At 28.8% G+C, this 15,577-nt stretch carries 13 protein-coding genes; 5 read left to right on the plus strand and 8 right to left on the minus strand.

Going from position 1 to position 15,577, the window contains the following annotated elements:
• The first annotated feature begins 597 nt into the window (after positions 1-597).
• From JHL18_RS12985 to JHL18_RS12995, 3 genes are all read left to right on the plus strand, one after another.
• Positions 598-945, plus strand: coding sequence for a hypothetical protein (locus JHL18_RS12985; protein WP_200269803.1), 348 nt, complete (start codon positions 598-600; stop codon positions 943-945).
• 4 nt (positions 946-949) lie between these two features.
• The gene (locus JHL18_RS12990) at positions 950-1,087 is read left to right on the plus strand and encodes a hypothetical protein (RefSeq protein ID WP_200269805.1); all 138 of its coding nucleotides are present in this window, start codon (positions 950-952) and stop codon (positions 1,085-1,087) included.
• Positions 1,088-1,168: 81 nt separating this feature from the next.
• On the plus strand, positions 1,169-1,807 hold the full coding sequence (locus JHL18_RS12995) for a DUF4190 domain-containing protein (protein ID WP_200269807.1): 639 nt from the start codon (positions 1,169-1,171) through the stop codon (positions 1,805-1,807).
• A gap of 365 nt (positions 1,808-2,172) precedes the next feature.
• Here JHL18_RS12995 and JHL18_RS13000 read toward each other — a convergent pair whose 3' ends face one another.
• The 4 genes from JHL18_RS13000 to JHL18_RS13015 all read right to left on the minus strand — a co-directional run bounded on the left by JHL18_RS13000 (position 2,173) and on the right by JHL18_RS13015 (position 7,399).
• Positions 2,173-2,862, minus strand: coding sequence for a hypothetical protein (locus tag JHL18_RS13000; RefSeq protein WP_200269809.1), 690 nt, complete (start codon positions 2,860-2,862; stop codon positions 2,173-2,175).
• A gap of 859 nt (positions 2,863-3,721) precedes the next feature.
• Positions 3,722-5,383: a YecA family protein gene (locus JHL18_RS26470; RefSeq protein WP_338025467.1), complete on the minus strand. Its 1,662-nt coding sequence runs from the start codon at positions 5,381-5,383 to the stop codon at positions 3,722-3,724.
• Complete coding sequence (locus JHL18_RS13010; protein WP_200269811.1) at positions 5,380-6,243, minus strand: hypothetical protein; 864 nt, start codon at positions 6,241-6,243, stop codon at positions 5,380-5,382. The genes JHL18_RS26470 and JHL18_RS13010 overlap by 4 nt, the downstream gene beginning before the upstream one ends.
• Before the next feature lie 1,012 nt (positions 6,244-7,255).
• On the minus strand, positions 7,256-7,399 hold the full coding sequence (locus tag JHL18_RS13015; protein WP_200269813.1) for a hypothetical protein: 144 nt from the start codon (positions 7,397-7,399) through the stop codon (positions 7,256-7,258).
• 197 nt (positions 7,400-7,596) lie between these two features.
• Here JHL18_RS13015 and JHL18_RS26595 point away from each other — a divergent pair, with 197 nt between their 5' ends.
• Positions 7,597-7,953 carry a DUF5658 family protein gene (locus JHL18_RS26595; protein ID WP_420839225.1) on the plus strand — a complete coding sequence of 119 codons (357 nt, stop codon included), beginning with the start codon at positions 7,597-7,599 and terminating at the stop codon, positions 7,951-7,953.
• Positions 7,954-8,101: 148 nt separating this feature from the next.
• Here the strand turns inward: JHL18_RS26595 and JHL18_RS13020 are convergent, their stop codons facing one another.
• A complete protein-coding gene (locus tag JHL18_RS13020; protein WP_200269815.1) occupies positions 8,102-8,803 on the minus strand; it encodes an N-acetylmuramoyl-L-alanine amidase in 702 nt (233 codons plus the stop codon).
• 67 nt (positions 8,804-8,870) lie between these two features.
• Between JHL18_RS13020 and JHL18_RS13025 the strand changes: the two genes are divergently transcribed.
• A complete protein-coding gene (locus JHL18_RS13025; RefSeq protein WP_200269817.1) occupies positions 8,871-9,449 on the plus strand; it encodes a sigma-70 family RNA polymerase sigma factor in 579 nt (192 codons plus the stop codon).
• Positions 9,450-9,643: 194 nt separating this feature from the next.
• Here JHL18_RS13025 and JHL18_RS13030 read toward each other — a convergent pair whose 3' ends face one another.
• The 3 genes from JHL18_RS13030 to JHL18_RS13040 form a co-directional block, all read right to left on the minus strand.
• Positions 9,644-10,996 carry an MrcB family domain-containing protein gene (locus JHL18_RS13030; protein WP_200269819.1) on the minus strand — a complete coding sequence of 451 codons (1,353 nt, stop codon included), beginning with the start codon at positions 10,994-10,996 and terminating at the stop codon, positions 9,644-9,646.
• Between the two features lie 337 nt (positions 10,997-11,333).
• Positions 11,334-11,813 (minus strand): hypothetical protein, encoded by a 480-nt coding sequence (locus JHL18_RS13035; protein ID WP_200269821.1) that lies wholly within the window; start codon positions 11,811-11,813, stop codon positions 11,334-11,336.
• A gap of 913 nt (positions 11,814-12,726) precedes the next feature.
• Positions 12,727-15,480: a UvrD-helicase domain-containing protein gene (locus JHL18_RS13040; protein WP_200269823.1), complete on the minus strand. Its 2,754-nt coding sequence runs from the start codon at positions 15,478-15,480 to the stop codon at positions 12,727-12,729.
• Positions 15,481-15,577: the final 97 nt, after the last annotated feature.

Raw genomic sequence — 15,577 nt, forward strand, 5'->3', positions numbered from 1 at the left:
ATTTACCGGCCTTTTTGCTTTTGTTTTGATGTATAACCTTTCACTCTACCACCCACACTCCGTGAAAGCTATTCATCAAAACTACTAAAAGCCATTGATATTATTAACTCAAATTGAACTTCTACTTACTTTGCTAAAGCTCTATTCATGCACTGCTATATTCCTGTACTAAAAAAGAGCTTCTTATATATTCCGAACCAACTTAACTACATTCTTTCGCTAAGTTAGTTTCTTCATATATATAAAGCTCTTTTGATATTTAAACTACTTTTATACTATGCACTAAAGGAAAGTTTGGACAAGCGACCATGCAGCCTTTATAACTTCTTTGAAACTAATCATTGTAGAAGTAGAACCTGTAAAGTCTGCAAGAAGCTAGTCCAAATTTTTTAATTGTAATATTATCTACATACTTATGCTTGCTGTTTTAACTCTCCTATTAAGTATTTGTTTACTTTCTCCAATAGGATAACTTGTTGAACTTTTAGCATAGCTCACAGCTCCATTGGTTTATTTATTATGATAATTTTAATCCGTGCAGAATTTAAACATGCCTATGTATATTAATAATGATGAAATGTTAATAGGAGGATTAATATGGCTAAAGTTATAAATTTAAAATCTCGTAATCATCTAGGTGGAAATGATTATAAAGAAAATGATGAATTAGCAAGCAAGAAAGGAAAATATATAGGGGCACTTCCATTAAAAGTTGCTACTGAACTTAGAGAACTTCAAGATATTCTTATTATTGAACAAATAAAGATTAATCAACTTGTTGATGAATTTGAGGAACACTTTGCACAGTATATTCACGAAATAAACGCTATACTGGGGAAAAATAACCATGTTATTAAATCTTATAATTATGAAACCGAAAATTTATTAATCGGAGAAGATGGTCATATGTGGATAGTAAAAAATAGTTATTTTGAAAGGAGGTGAAAATATGGAACTTAATAATCAAGAACTCTCAGAAGAAATTATTGAAAAACTTAAAAAAATGAAACAAGAAGCAATCGAAGAAATGGTAAGAAGAGGATGGGATAGAGAGAAAGCAGAAGCTCAGGCAGAGGCCTTTTCATAAAAAAATCCTTTGTTATTGAAAGCAAAATTCTTACTCTTATACAAATAACTTTTCAACCTAAATTTAGAAGGAGGCCCTTATATGCAAAATGTAAAGGAAAATAATTATGGAAGTGGAGCTGTTGTATCATTCATTCTTGGAATAATAGGTTTAATAGCATGGATTATACCTATTATCGGTGCACCTATAACAATTGTAGGATTAATCTTAGGTATTAAAAAAAGAAATAGTAAAAATAAAGGACTCGCTATTACAGGAATAATATTATGCATAATTGGATTATTAGGAACAGTTATAAATGCTTCCATTGGAGCATATAAGGGAGCAAATGGCACTGTCAATAGAAGTTCCAATACAACTTCAAGTTTCAACACAATATCAAAGTCCAATTTGTCAGGTCAGGTTATTTTTTGTGAAAAAATCGATAACAATCTTAATCCAATAAACTCATCAACAACTTTTTCAGCAGGACAAGTCTACGTTAAGTTTGTAACACCTGCTACATTTAAAACTACAAAAATTAAAATAGCTATCTATTACGAAAATGGTACTACTGAAAGTATCGTTGATAGTAAGGATGAACAAGTAAATCAAGATTGGAATACATTTGCAATCCCCATAAAATTAACAAACCCAGGAAAATACAAAATCGTCCTCACACGTTTATCTGATTCATCTAATGATATAAACCTAGGCGAAGGAGAAGTTACAATTAAATAACCAATACTAATTAATACATTTTTCAGTTGTTCAACCATAAAAATAATCTTTTTTTCAAACATAATGCTGTTATTGTAATGTCACAAAAATATAAATTTCACCGGATCGTATTTAGTTATTCCTATTCCTCCGTCAACCGTGGCGAACAAGCGCTATCTTCCCAAAAAAACTCACTAAAATGGCTCTAGAATAACCTGCTAGAGCCATTGATTTTGAGATAGAAAAATGAATTTACAAGGTAGATAAGTATATGTCTATTATAACTGTTTTGCAATTGCTCTAAATCACCTTTTTCTAGACTCATTCTATGATTAATACTAATTTTCATTAGTGTTTATAATAATGTTAAGATTTCTACTTACATGTTATAACTTTCTATTTACACTTACCATTGCAGCTAAAGTTCTTTCCTTAATTTGTTCTGATAATTCCTTTTCTATTTCCTTTGTAGAAAACCATAAAACTCCATATTGATCTGCAAAAGCCACTAATAATTTGTTATCATCTTCAGTATGTTCTATTTGCAATATTTCTGACATTATTCTTTTATCTTTAATTACTTCCATAAAGTCATAAAATTTTTTGCTTATTCTTTCTGCTCTAAAATCAATAACATAATTTTTAATGTAAGGCAAGTTTGGCATTACATATGTAACTTTTATTTGTTTTTCCTTTTTTCTTCTCACAGCTCCAGATGGGGTTGTTGTATCTTCATATAATTCTATCTTTATCATATTTTCCTTTTCTAAGCTATCCCCTTGGATTGTAGAAAAATATATGTCTATATTATTTTCAGCAAGAACATGCTTCATTCTTTCTAGCTGATGTCTCAGCACCTGATTAGTTGTTGAATTGTTTAATCTTTTATTAATCTTATTGTTTATTACGTCAAAACTCTTAAACCTAACATCACCCAATAGATTCATGTGGAAACTTACTACAAATACGTAAACCTTGTTCTTTATAAAATTATCAATATTCTTGGATACAATTCTCCTAAACTTATCATCTATTATTTCATCAAAAATGTCAGTATCTTGTAATATAAACTCCATAATTGATATCCTCCTAAAATAATAACCTTCAATAACACTAATTTCCATTAAATTGTGTTTAATGCATCAAACCTCTTCGTTAACTCTACAATAACTATAGTGGTGATATTTATTCCCGTACCTCAAAATAAAAAACGACTTTATTCGTATTTATAAAAGATAAATAGAGCCATAGAATTATTTGCTTTATTTTATAATTAAATAATTTTGCACTTTGTGTCTTACAATTACAATTTCTTGCATCTAAGCAATTTTCCCTACCAAGCTGAACTCAGGTGCAACATTTAAGAATATCTTTTCTTCCTATCAATTAAATTTATATGCTGAGATGTATAAGTATTTAGAAGAAAAAACTATTGGTGAAAAATAATTAAACTAAGAAAAGTACATAACTTAAATCAAAAGGAGTTTGCTAAGATTATAGATCAGCATTTTGATACGGTACTTCATTGTGAGACTCATGATGTTATTCCTAAGCCTGAAAGTATAAGGAAAGTATGTGAAAAATTTAATTTACCACTTGAGTACTTTCATAAGTATTATTATTTCTATTTTAATGAGCCAGGTGAGAGGATTAGAGGTGTAAAAAGAAAAAGAAATATACTTATGAGGATTGTTGTAAGTTACTGTGCGTATGTAATTCTACCCTTAAGAGGTTAGTTAGTGGGGGATTGGATTGTCTTATGAGATGTATTGAGGTTAACGAATAAAGGAGTCTTCTAATAATAGTTTTAGATAGGATATAGTGGGTATATGTAATTCAAATCTGCATATACTCACTTATACCTAATATAAAATTCTTATATCAATAATAATGGAATGTTTACCAAATGAATTTTTAGCGAACTAATTAAATTCTCTATAATTTGCTACCACAGCACTTTTTATACTTTTTACCGCTTTTACAAGGACAAAGGTCATTTCTTCCTATCTTAGTCGATTTCTTTATTGCAAATATACCATCACGCCATGCAATCTGAATCTTTTCTAACTTTTCGTGATACAATTTATTCCAAATAATTACCGGTAATCCACCATGTTCCAGTGTCGTCTCACCACTAATATTGTAGTCTATGAAGCAAACAAAATTCTTATTATTTGGAAGTAGTTCTTTGTTTGCTCTCGTGTCATTTCTATATACATTAATGTAAAGAGCATCTGCATCCATAGTTCCATATTTGTGTGGTAGAGTTGGAGAAGGTACATTTCTGACGCTTTTTAACCAATGTATGCTTCTATGGATTATCGATAATATCTCCTCCTTTTCCGAAATATCTCCAATAAATAAATGAGCTTTTAATCGCTTTCTATCTACACCACTTGCATCCTCAATGTTATTTACTTTATAATCTTCCTCTGAATGATTAGGAAACCGGTAATATTTTATTTCTTGCATATCAATTTGTTCTGTTGATACATCAAAAATAATGCAATCACCTCTTTCCATCACTGATTTAATTACATCATCAAAAGCTCTAATACCCTTTATCATATCTTTTATCTCTTGATTAGTAAATCGTACCCAACTTCCTTGTAGCCTTTCGCTACTAAAGAAAAACATATATTGTTGATAATCACAATATCTATCGTAAACTAGTATTGCTAATAAAATTGCAATTTGCATAATATATGTTTTATCTGTATTCTCAATTTCAATATCAACATTTAGTTGTTTATAATCAAGAAGTCCACTAATACTACTGATATATATCCCAGGAATACTTAACTCCATAGACAAAAGGCAAAAAGGAATAAATAATTTTTGGCTCCTATCTACTGCTACTAAATCAATATGGTTATTCATAAAACTACATAATCCAAGTAAAACACCGCTTGCAATATCATATACTTTATTAATTAGATCATCGAATTGGTATATACTCATTGAATGAACAACTGATATCCTATTTTCGGTAAATTGAAAATCTATTGTCCTCCCATTTTGCTTAAAAATTATACCTCCATGATTTATTGCATTCCTAACATTCACATCTATATCTGTAACGAGTAGATCAAATCCATTGCTTCTCAAAACATCACATATAGGTTTTAATTTTTTAATAGACGCAAAATCCTTTTGAGATGTCTGATTGAGTATTAAAGTGATTACTCGGAATAAATTAGTAAGACATCCTTCTACAATAGATATATAAGTTGGAATGCGATAAAGACGATTTTTGATCTCAGGGTTATCATTTAATTTACCTAAATTATTAATAATGTCAGTAATCTGCCTATATGTATGATACCCAATTAAAAAATGCTCCATTATTTCATCATTAAACTTAATGGAAGTAGAATGTTCATCAAGAAGCGCTTCCATTCTTCTAAATGTTTGATTATATACATCTTTGTTAAAATAACAGCTTGGTTCTTTATTTATTACATTAGAAAAAATGAATAACATTTCATGTGCGATGTTATTGATATCTTTATTAATTTTATTCTGAACTTGAGTGAGTATAATATCGGACTTATCTTCAGAATAGTATTTCGTATTACAATAATTTAGGCAGTTCACTTCAATACCTCCCTTAATTGTCTTTCATTCATCCTAATATCCCTTAGTGTATATATTTCTAATTTGTTGAGTCTTGGTATCAGCTTACGTGCTTTTATATATATATTTGCTTGGAAATTTTCTGTAATTACCGCATCTATGTATGGAATAATGCAACTTATCTTTATATCCATTACATCGTTAGGAAGTACTTTCTTATTGGTCATATATACCCGATTAAATTGAGAATACTCCATGATTCTAAGAGAGTTTAGTGCAGTTATATCTATTGTTTTTTGTGGTTTAATGCCCCAATTACTCAAATCCTTGATAATAGTTTCCCTCTCCTGCATCTTATAAAATTTTTCATCAATTATTTCCGATGACAATTTCATATTATTCAATATCTTTCTACTATCCAATCGTTGTTGCTCCCATGACTTTGCCACAGATGATAACTGTGCAATTTCATCTTGAATGGTTTTCATTAGCTTTGTATTACACTTTATTTTTTCAAAAAATTTTTTACAATTATAACTTTCATTGTTAACAAGAGGACTAAAGACATTTGCAATTTTATTTGTTATTTGCAGCGTCTGTCCATTTAAGTATTTCTGATACTCCTCTTGGATGATCGTCTTAGCTGGATAAATCATAAGGCTAGGCACTTTACTGAAAAAATCTAAAAACTTCTCATAGATATCTTCATAAGGCATTAACTCAATTACATTATAAATGGAGAAACAAGGAGCATATAAATCTTTTCCTTTAAAAAACTTAGAAAAAAATCCTTCTCCAGATAAATTCGTATTAGTAACTATTTCTCTTAGAGCATTAGTGTCTAGTAAAATTAATTTATATATATTTTCCCCAATTTTCATGCGTTTCACCAACCTTATATTATTAATTGTTATTTAAGCTAGTTTGATAGTTTATAATTATGTTTTTTATACTATAACTAAATCATTTCAAATTCACGTTGTAGATATAATAAGCCTATCCAGAGTAAGCAACATATTTATCTTATTGTCATAATTAAAATCATTTTCACAATATATTTGTAATATAATCCCATTGTACCACAAATTCAAATTAAGATCTTTTTTATTCCTTATACTCAAAATCAGTAAGTCTCATATAATAACTAATTCTAAAACTATACTTGGCTTGTCCACTTCGCTAAACACCCTCTTTTGTGAAAATGCCATAGGACAGGCAGCTCTTGAGCAGGTATCTAAGGTCAATGCCAGTCCTATTTACAAGCAAGCTCTTAAGACTTCCTCTGTGGTCCTTGCTTGTACACTTCACAAAAGAATGTTTAGCGGCTACTCCCAAATGGACAAGCGTATGTACTGTGGGTATAAATGATACTATGACTCCCCTACCTGCCTCTTTTGTTCTTTAATCTTTATTGCTTTCCCTCCCGTTCTTCCTAGAAGCTTCATATAAATAAGATGCTGAAGACACATTCTATTCACTTCAATTTCTTATAAACAAAATCAGCAAAAAGAGAAGCTATACTAGCAACAACGCATGTCCATTTATCTAGTACAAGCATTACTTAGCTGGTCCAGCTTCTCCTATTGCTGACACTTATTAAACTTTATATTTTCATTTAAGCCAAATAGGAAAGTTTGTACAAGCTCCACTAGCCCTCCATAATCTCCTTCAATGGTCATATTATTACAGGCTCCCAAAGCTTGCACAAACTCTTTTAATAAATTTATTTTAAATTAGAAGTAATTAAAACGGCTAATGAATAAATTAAGAAAAACTCAAATTTATAATAAGGTTTCAACATTTATATCTGAATATTTCTTAGCACATTTATATTTTTATGTGCCCAGTCAAATCATATCTTAATACTATATAGGTTTTATATTGCAGAGAGTTTCAATATTCTTTGTACATCATAGCTTCTTTGATGAGACTTGCCCAATACTCTATTTCTTCATGTGTTTTTGACTTTATATTAATAATTGTCTTTTTTTTAGGCTTCAGTGCAACCCTTTTATTTTTATTCTTGATCATTGCCATCATAGTTCCCCCTGCATATTACTTATAATATAGAATATGCAAATAGGACGCTTTTAGTATAAAATACATAAACACTTCATTAAAAAACTACACCTTTTTTTCTTTTGGAAGGTTTGTAAAGGCTTAGGTAGACTTAACTTTGAATAAAAAGGTTAATATTGGTAAATAATCTTTTTATGAAAGGAGTTTGATATTGTTTGCTATCACTGTTAAGGTCATATGATTTAGAAAGCGTTAAAAAAAAGTTTATTATTTTATATATATTAAATATCACTGACATTCTATTTACATTAATTCTTGTCAATTCAGGATACTTTTTTGAAGCAAACCTGCTTCTATGTAATATAATAAATAATCCTTTTTTATGCACAATTATAAAGGTTGTTTTACCATTATTTCTTTTGTTTTTCCTATATAAATCCATGCAAAAAGCAAATGAGTCTCAACTTATATTGGGCAAAAAATTTATACATTTAGGATTATTATTATATGTAATAATAAATACCATTCATATAATTTCTATAATTGTGCTTTCCAGCATACTTATAAATTAATCATTCTGAAATCTATAAATAAAATTTAACCTAATTATATAACCCCTTATAAGATGCAATTAAAATTACATCTTATAAGGGGTTGGTTTAATAAGTAATATTATCTATTTCTATTACAGCACTTACTTATATATATACTTGAAATATTCTATTTGATTAAAATTTTCTGTCCTATATAGATAATATCAGCATTTGATATATTATTAAGTGAAGTTATTTTTTGAACAGTAGTGCCATACCTTTTAGCAATTGAACATAAGGTATCACCTCTTACCACTGTGTAATAATTAGGTTGCTCAGCAGGATTATTACGCTCCGATGAATTTAATTCAAAGGCATTACAAATCCCTTTAAATATTGCTTCTGCCATACTCTCTGGATTATAATTATTCATATCAATAGGGCTATCACAAAAAGCACATTCTATAAGTATCGCAGACATATTAGTGTTTTTTAGAACAAACAAATCATTTCTTGACTTAACTCCCCTATTCGTAAAACCTAACTTTGCAATCTCAGGAAGAATTATTTTAGCAACTTCTTCAGCTCTCCCTCCTGGGATACACAATATCTCTGATCCATGACCTCCAGTACATAAATTATGATGAATGGAAATAAAGAAATCAGCATTGTTATTATTTGCTGCTTCAACTCTCTTATTTAAAGAGTCATATAAGCTTATTGCTCTACTTGGAGTACAGTTAATAACAGTCAAACCTGCAGCTCTGCATTTTTCTATAAGCTTTGTTCCTACCTCATAATTAAGCTCATTTTCTGATCTTATACCTACTGCTCCCCCATCAAACTGCACATTGTGGCCTATATCTATAGCTAGTTTTGATATTTTCATGAATATCTACCTCCTTTTCCTAAGATATATGCCGACTGGCATATATCTTAGTTGAGAGGTGATATTTATGGATTATAAACACATTGAAAATCTAGTACTGCTTTGTAAGGCAAATAATGAAGAGGCTAAAGAGACATTGGTTTCAGAGTTCAATCCGCTTATAATAAATCTTTCTAAGAAATCTTTTATAAGTGGATATGAATTTGATGATATAAAAAATGAATGTTATAGAACTTTATTTAATTGTATTAAACTCTATAATCCAGAAAAGCATAGATTTGTTGCTTATGCTACTAATGCCATGAAAAATTCAGTTAATTGCCTTATTAGAAAGTCTATAAGAAGACAAAGAACTGACGGATCTAATGTAGTGGTATTAGATAATGAAACGGAAAACATCCTTAGAAGTGATATGAATTTTGTTGAAGATATTATTTGTCAAAATCAATTGAAAGCAAAGATAAACTCTGTTATTAATACTCTTGATAGAGATGAAGTAGATTTTATAAAACACTTTTTTTATAATGGCTATTCTATGAAAAAGTATGCTGAATTTAAGAAAATCCCCTATTTTAAAGTAGTTGAAAAAAAAGTAACTATACTTAATAAAATAAAAAATTTACTTACTGAAAGTCATCTATCTTAAATAAAAGCAATTGGAGGACTTATTATATTGAACATACACTATAAATTAGTTAAAATTTTAAAAAAAGAGAACCCTGAACTCTCAGGGTTTACAAATTATATTCTAAGGCTCATGTTAATAATCCACTAAAAATCATTATATTGTTTCTATACTCACAAATTCTAAATAATTTTCACTTCGTAAAGTTTCAAAGACTAACTAATCCCATAGTAGTTCTTTAATTCTTCAAATTCAACTTGAATACCTGCCTTTTCTAATAATTCCTTTCTGTCATCATAAAGCCTTCTTAAAATTGGCTCTCTCTCCGAATCTATTCCATAATGAAGACAATTGTGACAATTGCTGCACAAGCTACATATATTTTCTTCTACATCCAATGAATATTGAAAATCATTATAAGCACTAATAGGAATAAGGTGGTGTGGTTCAGTATATTTTTTCTTACTACTCTTTCTGGTAAAAGTTAAATGCATACTATCAATTTCACATGCATATCCAGCTAATTTTAATGCTCTTGCTGAAACTGCTGCATCTCTAGGGTATCTTTCTGTACCATTTTTATCTTTTATTGAATTTTTCTTATCTTTAGGTTTTTTATCATAGTCATAATCTTCATCAGCAATATTATTATCTTTAATTATATCGTTGATTTTTTCGTTTACACTATTCTCATCTATTAATTTTCCTTGATTAAATGCCCTAACATATCTATAGAATTCCTCAATGCTTCTATTTCCAATTATGCCTGAAATCTCCTCATACACAGACATCATATTTCTAAGATCATCCATTAACTTATTATCATCTGGTATTTTGTTTAAATCATAATATACACCTGCTATATGGCCTGCCATGTACCCTTTGCCTAAAGGGCCAACTGCTTTTAGATCTATTGAATTTCTGTAATTACTAGGTATTGTATTACATATATCCAGCAAATATTTTGATACTTTTTCAATTTCAGTTTTTGCTCCTTTTGAACCAATTTCATTCTTAAAGTATGTAAAGCCTTGATTTAAACTCAAATACAATCCTTTCATGTCAGCAGTAAATAAGTAAACTAAATAAACTCCTTTTGTTGCAGTTTCTGTTATACTTTTCTTTAAAACTGCTATCCATGGAATTTCTGCAAACTGCCCCTTACCAGCTGATCCTGAAACTAAATAATTTGAGGAATTGATATTTGCCCTATTTAATATTAACTTTGGTAGTTCCCTAACTATCATTTTTGCTATAGGATTATTTGAAAAATCATTTTTTGCCTCAATTAAATAATTTTTAGCTATATTTTTAAAATATATTGAAACAGAATCATTCGCAGATTCACTTGTTTTTTTTACGTTATTACTTCCATCTGAATAAACAATATCACTGATATCAACTTCCAAGGTCCTTGCAACTTCCATTAAATCATCTATATTGATTCCTTGCTCACCTCTTTCAATCTTACTAAGCTTTGAAACTGGCCAATTCAAATGCATACTTACTTCTTGAATTGATATTTTTTTTTCTAATCTAATTTTTTTAATTTCTCTCCCTATTTCCATAAAACACCTCTTAAACATAAATCTTATTTTTTCATCTTAATATCCAAGTTTATTAACCATCAAATTTTAATTGTTAGCTAATACTTTAATTCTTTTTACAATCATTTATTTTCATATATAAGTCATTTTTGTACATTTCATAGATTAACGTATTATTGTAACATTATGAAATATCTCCTATTGTCAAAAAATTTGTAGTATTATTTATCCAAGTAACAGATAAGAATCTACTATAATTACACTTTTGATTCGTTTTAATTTTATAAAAAATTGGCATTTAGTTAGTTTAAAATAAATTATTACCACCACTACACTAAATACCAAGTTTATTTATTATCTATATACTATTATATATATCTTCAGTAATCTCACATAAATATTTTCCTTGATTAAGTCTACCATTTATGTCGAAAGGATAAAATTTAAGAATTTTCCCCCTCTCATTTTCAATTAAGTCCCAATTAATCATTGAAAACTCCTTGACTTCTCTTCTCCTATTTCCTGTGTATTTAGTGAAATTTTTTAATTCAACTTTATAATATTCTTCTCTTCCTCCCCAATCCTCTGGTTTAGGTGGAGGAGAACTAACAATCGCAGTCTTTGTTGCAATTTGAGACTCTCCATCAACGAATGTCTTGCCATCAATATCTCTAGCAAAATGAACGATAATATCCCCAACACTTACCTCGGTCATATTCTCATAAATCTTCTTACCTTCTGTATCTTTAGTAGGACTCCATAAATAGTTACCATACTCCCAATTTGCTCCCCCATGTGGATATACATTTGTAATTTCAACCCAATATCTTTTTCTCATAAATATCATCCCCCTTTATAATGTTATTGAAAAATAATTTTTAATTATCTTTCACTTATATAATACTATAATTTTACTATTATGTAAAGACGTTTTTTTCTTTTTTAGCTTTTATTTTTTAGATAAATTAGAAAAAAACGTTCTGTTATATAAAATATTATTTACCTTTTGATAAAATTTATCATTCACAGACAAATCGCTTTATATGCTGATATATATGCGTTATATTGACCTTATATTCATAAACCGCTAACTGTATTAGCGTTAATTAATTGTGAATTATGATTCTAAACTGCTGATTTAATTATACAAAAAAAGGTGACGTTATAGTTGGATTTTTCGAATTTTTAAAGCTCCTAATACAAGCTTGTGCATTTGGGCGTAGCCGCTAAACATTGTTTTGTGCAGTGTACAAGCTGGACCTAAGAGGAATGCTTAAGAGCAGCTTGTAAATAGGACTGGCATTGACCTAATAATCTGCTTAAAAGCGCCTGTCCTATGTCATTGCTACAAAACAACATGTTTGGCGAAGTGTGCAAGCTTAAAACCAAGTGATGGTTTCTGGAGCAATACATCTATAAATCTATGAAATTGTGTGGAATAAGGGAGGGAAAGCATAGATAGGTTATTTACATATAGTAAAGGTAGTGGGCATTAATTTAAGACTTTTTTGTAGGACAAATTAGTTTAGTTGCATATAGAGTTAGTAGGACTCACTTGTAAAAAAATAATCTTACGATGAGAGTTTAGTCTTTAGATTATTTTTTTAGGGGTGAGTTTTAGTTTAGGAGCTGTTTGGATGTTATGATGATTGTCATAGAAAAAAGTGTCATTACTAAACTATAACTTATTGCTCTAAAAAATAAAGTGTACTAAGACTTCTATCTAGTACACCCTTCAGCATTACACCTAATTACGTTTTTTGCTTTTTTACACCATTAGTTTTATCTATTTTTAAAGTATGGTTACAATATGGATAGTTAGTACATCCATAAAACTCACCATATCGCCCAGGCCGTTTAACCATATATCCACCACAAACACTACACTTTATATGATTATCTAAAATCTCTACATGTTTAGAGCTTAAATCACAAAATGGATAATTACTACACCCCAAAAATCTACTATTATCCTTTGAGTTTTCTCTTATTATAAGGAAACCTTTCTGACATCTTGGGCAATTTGGAGCTTTCTCAACTACTTCGACATGTGTTGAATGCTCGTATTGCACATCAAACTTTTTTGCCAATTCTTCTGTAAAAGTAGATTGTCGATTGATTGGAACTAAAAGATAAGTAGAATTCTTTGTTCTTGTAAGTGCTACATAAAATAGTCTTCTTTCTTCAGCAAAATCGAATCTATCCAAATCTGTTAATACTAGTGATAATACCGGATCATCAGCTATTTTATTTGGAAGTCCAGTCAACTTGTTCATAAGATTAATTATAATAACATTATCTGCTTCCAACCCTTTTGAACGATGCATTGTTAGAAAATTCATCTTCAATTTAGGATATTGCTTGCATTTAACTAAAACCTGGCCATTTGATTTATTTAACTTAAACTCTTTACCTAATTCACCTTTATCCATTTCTATTACATCAATATCGAAATTATTTCTGCCTAGTATTGTTATTTGTGCATCTTCACCAAAGTTATTTACTATTTCATCTATAACTTTTCTAAATGCAGGATATATATCATTTTCATAGTTTATCATCCTAATTGGATTGCTATGATGTTTATTAGATTTAAGGTCTTTTTTCAACTGTTTTGGATTTTTCATAATAAAATTACCTGCAATATTGACTAACTCTTGAGAATTTCTATATGTATTTTCAATCTTTAACAACTCATAATTTCCCAAATATGTTTTAAAGTTTGTGAATAAATCGATATCACTTCCGGCGAATCTATAAATAGATTGCCAATCATCCCCTACACACATAATCTTTGCATTTGTTTTATTTCTTATTTCTTTAATAAGATTAAATCTACTCATTGAAATGTCTTGGTACTCATCAATAATTATATATTTATATTTAAACTCTTGTTTATTTTCCTTTACGATATTTGTAGCTTCATTAATCATATCATTAAAATCAATTAATCCATTCTCATCAAGATACTCTTGATACTTGACATAAATAGGTTTCACTATATCCAAAAATCTACAGCTTCGATTACGTAAAAATATATTATCAATCTTATCGGAACTCTTTTGTAGTTCAGTAAAGCTTTCTAATGAATATCCATTTGATTTAAAAAGAGCAATAAATGTAGCTATAAGTTTTTTAAATTCTCTAAAGTACTTATCATCAAAATCATTAAATACTTTTACATAAATTTCTTGTAAATCAGGTTGTTTAAATTCTACTTTATTCTGCTTCAGTACTTCCTCTAATTTAGAAAGTAGAATGCCCTCATTATTATAGTAAGAATAAGTTTCCAACAGTATAGTTCTATTTTTCCTATGCGTCTCCCTCTTCCAGTTGATTCCATCTAGGTACTTTTGTTCTTCAATTTTACTTAACCATGGAACTTTATTGTCTTTTGTTATACCAAAATGCTCTAAGTATATATCGTAATCATTTAAATAAAAATCTGGTCTATAATGTTTTCTATATTTATCATCAGATTCATATGGGTATTTTCGTTCATATGTATACTTAATCCCATTAAGGAATAAGTAATTAGCTATCATTAACTCCTCTAAGCTCTTAACAGTCTCGCCTTGTAAGGTGTGTTTATTACTCTTTAATTCATCTAATTTCTCTTGAATATCTCTGTTCATATCAACTTTGCCTTTAAGTGTTTCAAAGTCAACATTTCTATAATAGTCATAACATTCACCTAAGTTGTCAAATTTCTGAAAATCATTAGGTATGTTTAAATAGTAACTAAAAAATATAATTAATGACTTTATCTGATCTTTATCATTATATATACTATCTTTGAAATAAGATTCTACGATACTGTTTAACTCTTCTGATATATCTGGTCTATTTTTTCTTTGTTTTGTTATGATATCAAGTCCTAGCTTATGGAATGTCTTAGCTTCCACTTCAATTCCCAACTTCTGAGATATTCTTTGATACATCTCTTCTGCTGCTTTTCTAGTGAATGAAATCAACAAAATTTCATCTGATAATACATTTTTTCTATCTATCAAATATTTTACTTTTGCAGATATGGTTAGCGTTTTTCCACTTCCTGCTCCTGCTAATACTAAGTTATTCATCTCGTCAACAACTACTGCTCTTCGTTGCTGACCGTCAAGTGATTTTCCATCTAGATTATCAAATAAATCTATATTTCTCTCCAATTCATTTGTTACATACTCTTCATTCCACTGTTTTATAAAATGATCAAAATTACAATAAATACGCTTAAATTCAAGCACCTTTGAATTCTTTATATTACAATATGGTTTCTTAGTAAAAAACTCAAAAATTGTTTTATAGCCTTTTAATAATTTGTCTCTTATTATGTATGTAAAATAATCTTCTTTTGCAACTTCAATTTCTTTGAAAAACTTTTCTATTTCCTTTATATTTTGTATAACATCAGGAGCCTTTTTAATGCTAATATTTCTTATTAGATTAATCACTGATACTACTACAACTATTCCAATTATTATTATAAAGTACTCATACCCTTTCATTTGAATTACCTCTCATCTGAATAATTTTTAAGACAATATTTATATTATATATTAAGTATGAATTATTTCCCATAAAATTCAATTATAGTTATAAAAA

It is taken from the genome of Clostridium yunnanense (genome assembly GCF_016595795.1).
GTDB classification, from domain to species: Bacteria; Bacillota; Clostridia; order Clostridiales; family Clostridiaceae; genus Clostridium_AR; species Clostridium_AR yunnanense.